Genomic DNA, 4,341 nt, shown 5'->3' on the forward strand with positions numbered 1-4,341 from the left:
TGAAGGAGGGAGGGAGGGGAAGGAGGAAGGGGGCGGGTGGGGAACTTTTGTTTCCTCTCCTGTGCTTTTCGGGGCCCCGCGTTAACGCTCGGCGCGGCTGTGGCAAACACATCTGTCTGTTTTCAGCAGAAGCATTGCCGATGTTTTTCGCTTCGGGCGCAGCCCGAAGCGATCCGCGCCGCGCCCCCTGGGCGCGGCGCTTGGCCCAACTGTCCAGCAGGCATCTTGGATGCCTAGGCGGCAGGCGGGAGTGGCCCTTTTTCGGGTAATGGCCAGCGTTTCAAACCGCAGCCGGCGCTCGGCTGTGGCGGGCCAGAAACCGGTCCAAGTCATGCTGGGCAGGCGGCTGGCCAGAAAAAACCTCGATATAGCCTGGCATCAGCGAGATCCGGTACTCGGTGCTTTCCCGGACTTGCATCGAGATATAGCCGATCTGGGTATAGATCATGGCTCGGGCGCGGATCAGCGCGTCTTGCGCGTTATACCCGAAGCGCAGGAACATCTGTTTCATTGCCTGCTCGCGACGTGCATCCGCCTGGTCCAGCCGCGCCTGCAGGCCGGCGTCATTGCGCGCCCAGTTGCGGATCGCGAGATCCAGCCTGGCATCAAACAGCTCGGGGTCAATCCAGCAGTCGAAGAGGTTGAACAGCGCCTCTGCAATGCTTTCGGCATAGGCTTCGGTCCGGGCCACGAGATTGCCGGTGTTCTTTTCCTCCCAGCGGCGGATCATCGCGTCCAGCAGCGCTTCGCGGTCCTTGAAATGCCAGTAGAAACTGGTGCGCGACATGCCGAGGCGCTTGGCCAGCGGCATCACCTTCACCGCTTCCACGCCGCTTTCGGTCAGCACGTCGTATGCCGCGGCCAGCCAGTCCTCTTCGCTAAGCCGCGTGCGGGAGAGCTCTTGTGTCGTCATGCCTCAGCCTTAGCAGTTGCGTGGGGCGGGAGCAACTTTTCCGGACAGGTGTGATTGTTTAATTGACACATGTGTCAAGTTGATATCGGATAGCGGCCAGCCCAGACGTCGTTCCAGGAGATTCAGGCCATGTCCAAGGATCCGCTGCTGCAGCCCTATCAGCTGAAGCATCTGACGCTTCGCAACCGGATTATGACCACCAGCCATGAGCCCGCTTATCCCGAGGACGGAATGCCCAAGGAGCGCTATGCGGCCTACCACGCAGAGCGCGCCAAGGCGGGCGTGGCGCTGACCATGACAGCGGGTTCGGCTGCGGTCAGCCGCGACAGCCCGCCGGTGTTCAACAACATCCTGGCCTACAAGGACGAAGTCGTGCCCTGGATCCGCAACCTCACGGATCAAGTGCATGAGCACGGCGCAGCGGTGATGATCCAGCTCACCCACCTGGGCCGCCGCACCGGCTGGAACAAGGGAGACTGGCTGCCGTCGGTCAGCTCTTCGCGGCACCGCGAACCCGCGCACCGGTCCTTTCCCAAACTGGCAGAGGATTGGGATATCACCCGCATCATCTCCGATTTCGCCGATGCGGCAGAGCGGATGAAAGAGGGCGGCATGGACGGAATCGAGCTGCAGGTCTATGGCCACTTGCTGGATCAGTTCTGGTCCCCGCTGACCAATGATCTTGACGGGCCTTATGGCGGCCAATCGCCGGACAGCCGGATGTGCATGCCGCTGGATGTGCTGCGTGCAGTCCGGGACAGGGTTGGCGAGGATTTCATCGTCGGCCTGCGGTACACCGCGGATGAGGCGCAGAAAGGCGGGATCAGCCCTGAGGAAGGGATCGAAATCTCCAAGCGTCTGGCGGACAGCGGCATGGTGGATTTCCTCAACGTGATCCGCGGCCGCATCCACACCGACCCGGCGATGACTGACGTGATCCCGGTGCAGGGCATGAAGTCGGCACCGCACTTGGATTTTGCCGGAGAGGTAAAGAAGGCAACCGGCATGCCGACATTCCATGCCGCCCGCATCCCGGACGTCGCAACGGCCCGCCACGCGGTCGCCAGCGGTCTGCTGGACATGGTCGGCATGACCCGGGCTCATATGGCCGACCCGCAAATTGTGAAGAAGATCGCAGAGGGCCGCGAAGAGGATATCCGCCCCTGCGTCGGCGCCACCTATTGCCTCGACCGCATCTATCAGGCGGGCGAGGCGCTGTGTATCCACAATGCGGCCACCGGGCGCGAGCTTTCCATGCCGCATCAGGTCCCTCCGGCTGAGGCGCGTAAGAAGGTGGTCGTTGTTGGCGCAGGCCCAGGCGGGCTGGAAGCCGCGCGGGTAGCCGTCGAGCGCGGCCATGATGTGACTGTGTTTGAGGCCGCGGCGGAGCCGGGCGGCCAGGTGCGTTTGACCGCGCAAAATCCGCGCCGCGCAGAGATGATCGGCATCATTGACTGGCGCATGGCGCAATGTGCGGCCCGGGACGTTGAATTCCGCTTCAACACCTGGGCTGAAGCAGAAGATATTATAGCGCTCGACCCGGACGTGGTGATCGTGGCGACAGGCGGGATGCCCTGCATGATGCTGCATGAAACCGGAGCCGGTCTGCCTCATGCGGTGTCCAGCTGGGACATTATCTCCGGCGATGTGAAACCGGCCGGGCATGTGCTGATCTACGATGAAAGCGGCGATCATCCGGGCCTTATGGCCGCTGAAGCCGCGGCCAATGCGGGCGCAAAGGTGGAGGTGATGACCCCCGACCGAACCTTTGCCCCGGACATCATGGGCATGAACCTGGTGCCCTACATGCGGGCGCTGCAGGACAAGGATGTGACCTTTACCGTTGCCCGCCGCCTGCAGGGGCTGGCCCGCAGCGGCAACAGGCTGACGGCCTCCATTGGCACGGACTACAGCAGCCACTGCTATCAGGCGGACTATGATCAGGTGGTTCTGAACTACGGAACCCTGCCGCTGGACGATCTCTACTTTGCGCTCAAGGACGCATCGCTCAACCGCGGCGAGGTGGACCAAGACGCCCTGTTGCGCGGCCGGCCGCAAGCGGTCCGTACCAATCCTGCGGGCCGGTTCCAGCTGTTCCGTATCGGCGATGCGGTTTCCGCACGCAACACGCACGCGGCGGTTTATGATGCGCTGCGTCTGATGAAGGAGATTTGATATGCGTTTGGGGTTCCTGGGATGCGGCACCATTGCCTCAGCCGTGGTGCGCGGCTTGGCAGGCAAGGGCCACAAGATCACGGTATCGGAACGCAGCGCCAGCCATGCCTCGGCGCTTGCATCGGCCTTCAGCGATGTGGCTGTGGCGGGAAATCAGGCAGTGATCGACGCCAGCGACGTGGTTTTCCTGGGGCTGATGGCGGAAACCGCGCAAGCCATCCTGGGTGACCTGACCTTCCGCGAGGGGCAGAACGTGGTCTCCTTCATGGCCGGTGCCGGCCTGAATCAGGTCGCAGGCTGGACTTCGCCGGCCAGGGCTGCGGCTGTCATGATGCCTTTCCCCGGCATTGCCCAGGGCGGCTCGCCAATCATGGCGCTTGGGGATACCGCGCTGCTTGGCCGGATTTTTGAACCGGACAACCAGGTCTTTGCGCTGCAGGACGGGGCAGAGCTGAGGGCCTATCTGGCGGCCCAGGCCGTGCTGTCTCCGGCCACGCGCCTGGTGGGAGAGGCTGCCGGCTGGCTTGGGCAGCGGGTTTCCGATCCGGCTCAAGGGGAGGCCTTTTTGCGGATGCTGGTATCCACCAGCCTGCAGGGGTCCGGCTGCGCGGATCTGATCGAGGCGCTGAACACGCCGGGCGGGTTTAACCAGCGGCTGCGGCTGCACATGGAAGAGGCCGGTATGCGCCAAGCCCTCGCCGAAGGATTGGCTGACCTCGAAGGCTGAGTCTTCTTGTGGACCACTGAGGGCGCCGCCTTGTTGCGGCGTTCTTTTTGTTTGGTGCTCTGCCCCCTTTGCCATCTGCCCCTTTGCCCTTTGCCCTTTGCCGCCTTTGTTCTTTGTCCCAATTCCCCCGGGGTATTTTTGACCAGCAAGAAGGCTGGGCGGGGCTGTGTGGAGATTCCTTTGCCTGGATTCTGTGGGTTCCGTGGTGTGAGTCTGTGGATAAGGGGTGCGAGTCTGTGGGTAAGCCGGGGTGCGGGCGGTTTTGCGGGGTCTGGGGTGGTTCCGGGGTGTTTTCGGATGCGGCAAGCGGGTCAGAGGTTCTGACTTTCTTTCTGCGTAAGTTGTTGTTTTTATTTGGTTTGTGATTTTTCTTTGCGGAAAGTTTGGTTTTTTGCGTTTTTTGGGTTGCGGGTGTTGGGGGGTATCCGTAAAAGCCCCCTCACCGGCGGCGCTGAGGCGCAGCTGAGACACACCGGACGGGGCGGCGGCGACGCAGCGGGGATCGGGAAACGGGCCGGAGAGACGG

Annotated in this window: 3 protein-coding genes; 2 read left to right on the plus strand and 1 reads right to left on the minus strand. The window is 62.8% G+C overall.

The window, feature by feature from the left end:
- Window positions 1-280 precede the first annotated feature (280 nt).
- The gene (locus ACXAHG_RS23315) at window positions 281-913 is read right to left on the minus strand and encodes a TetR/AcrR family transcriptional regulator (protein ID WP_475061184.1); all 633 of its coding nucleotides are present in this window, start codon (window positions 911-913) and stop codon (window positions 281-283) included.
- Between the two features lie 129 nt (window positions 914-1,042).
- On the opposite strand from ACXAHG_RS23315, the gene ACXAHG_RS23320 reads away from it, so the two are divergent.
- A complete protein-coding gene (locus ACXAHG_RS23320) occupies window positions 1,043-3,088 on the plus strand; it encodes an oxidoreductase (protein ID WP_475061186.1) in 2,046 nt (681 codons plus the stop codon).
- Window position 3,089: 1 nt separating this feature from the next.
- The gene (locus tag ACXAHG_RS23325; RefSeq protein WP_475040451.1) at window positions 3,090-3,815 is read left to right on the plus strand and encodes an NAD(P)-binding domain-containing protein; all 726 of its coding nucleotides are present in this window, start codon (window positions 3,090-3,092) and stop codon (window positions 3,813-3,815) included.
- Window positions 3,816-4,341 lie beyond the last annotated feature (526 nt).

This window comes from Leisingera sp. ABD4_442 (genome assembly GCF_056160905.1).

Coding starts and splice junctions, on each gene's coding strand:
- ACXAHG_RS23325 (WP_475040451.1), top strand. CDS start 3,090: ATGCGTTTGGGGTTCCTGGGATGCGGCACCATTGCCTCAGCCGTGGTG.
- ACXAHG_RS23315 (WP_475061184.1), bottom strand. CDS start 913: ATGACGACACAAGAGCTCTCCCGCACGCGGCTTAGCGAAGAGGACTGG.
- ACXAHG_RS23320 (WP_475061186.1), top strand. CDS start 1,043: ATGTCCAAGGATCCGCTGCTGCAGCCCTATCAGCTGAAGCATCTGACG.